This is a genomic window from Rhizobium ecuadorense (assembly GCF_001187535.1).
Classification (GTDB): Bacteria; Pseudomonadota; Alphaproteobacteria; order Rhizobiales; family Rhizobiaceae; genus Rhizobium; species Rhizobium ecuadorense.
The window spans coordinates 1-240 of sequence record NZ_LFIO01000539.1 but is presented as its reverse complement, the minus strand read 5'-3'; the positions used below and the strand labels follow the sequence as shown (position 1 = coordinate 240).

Annotated in this window: 1 pseudogene; it reads left to right on the top strand. The window is 59.6% G+C overall.

What is annotated here, in order from left to right:
• Window positions 1–2: 2 nt before the first annotated feature.
• Window positions 3–240 (top strand): annotated as a pseudogene (locus AF337_RS11895) (adenylate/guanylate cyclase domain-containing protein); the annotation flags it as partial.

Genomic DNA, 240 nt, shown 5'->3' with positions numbered 1-240 from the left:
CCCTGCATCCCATGTATCGCGGCGTCTCGGCCAATTTCGTGCGGGGCGGTGCAACCGTTCTCGAAAATGCAGCGCATGGCAGCGTAGAAGAGCGCAACTTCGAGAAAACACCGATATTTTACCTGCTGAACCGCGGCGAGAGAACAGGGCGCTGGATATTGGCCAGGGGTGAGGGGCTTGACTATCCGCAGCTCGCGGAATTTGCGCTTGCCGGCGGCACGGACCATCTGGTCAGCCTTT